General features: G+C 59.2%; 1 protein-coding gene. It reads right to left on the bottom strand.

What is annotated here, in order from left to right; all coding sequences use genetic code 11:
• A partial coding sequence (locus CW742_RS14630) for an ATPase, T2SS/T4P/T4SS family (protein WP_292421653.1) occupies nt 1–1067 on the bottom strand: 1067 nt, incomplete at its 3' end.
• Between the last annotated feature and the right edge of the window lie 35 nt (nt 1068–1102).

Here is a 1102-nt window from a genome sequence, read left to right as displayed (position 1 = left end):
CTCATGCCGATGCAGGCAAGGCTCATGTCGGCAACGACACGGAAGTACTCGGTCGTGCGGAGTGCGTCGAAGATGACGAAGTCGGGCCGGACGAGCATGAGGACGTCGGCCGTGTTGGCCATGCTGCCGTCGAGCGTGGTGTACTGCGTGATGTTGTCGGGCACCTGGAGCTCGCGGGGGGCTTCCATGGTCTTGACCACATGGCCGGCGTCGGCAAGGAAGGTTGCGACGCTCTGGGCAAGCGTGGTCTTGCCGCAGCCGGGCGCACCGATGATGAGCATGCCCTGCTTCTCGGCTAATATCCTCCTCGTGATGATGTCGGACTTCTTGTAGTCCTTCAGGGTGACGTCGACGATGGGCCGGACCGCGGTGATCTCCATGCCGTCCGAAAACGGCCGGCGGGTGATGGCGATACGCATGGACCCGATCTGGACGACCGTGACGCCGCGTTTCTCGACTTCGATGAAGCCGTCGGGGTCGCGCTTGGCCCGCTCGAGGATCTCCTGCGCCATCATCCGGAGCTCGTACTCGCTCGTTGGCGCATCGCGGATCTTCACGAGTTTCATGTCGCTGATCGATCCTTTCTTGGCGCTCGGGCTGACGCGTTCCTTTAAGTACACGGCAATGGTGTGCTCGTCAAAGAACTGGTCGATGGCAAGCGGGACAAAATCGGTGATCTGCGGTTTTAGGTAGATGACGTCGAGCCCCTTGGCCCGGGCCACCTCGGCCTGCACGTTGTCGCTGGTGATGAACCGTGCATTGTTCTCGATTGCTATACCCCGGATCATCGCGTCGATCTCGCCTCCGCTGGCGAGTTTGACCTGTTCGAGCGATGGCCGGATACCGGAGAATCTGAGTTCGATGGTCTTCTCTTCGGCCATTTTGCACAGCGACTGGAGCTCGGCAAGCCCCGAGAACCCGATTTCGCGGCCGTTGTTGGCCTGCGCCTCGAGTTCGGCGATCACTGCTTCCGGGACGATTATTGTTGCACCTTTGTATTCACCGGTTTGTATCATTGAGGTTATGCGCCCGTCGATAAGGACGCTGGTATCTGGTACGAGTATCATAAAAGGATTCACCTGTATGGTCTTTGCTATGGTAT

The sequence above is a fragment of the Methanoregula sp. genome (assembly GCF_002835825.1).
In the GTDB taxonomy this organism is placed as follows: domain Archaea; phylum Halobacteriota; class Methanomicrobia; order Methanomicrobiales; family Methanospirillaceae; genus Methanoregula.
This window is presented reverse-complemented; position numbering and strand designations above follow the sequence as displayed.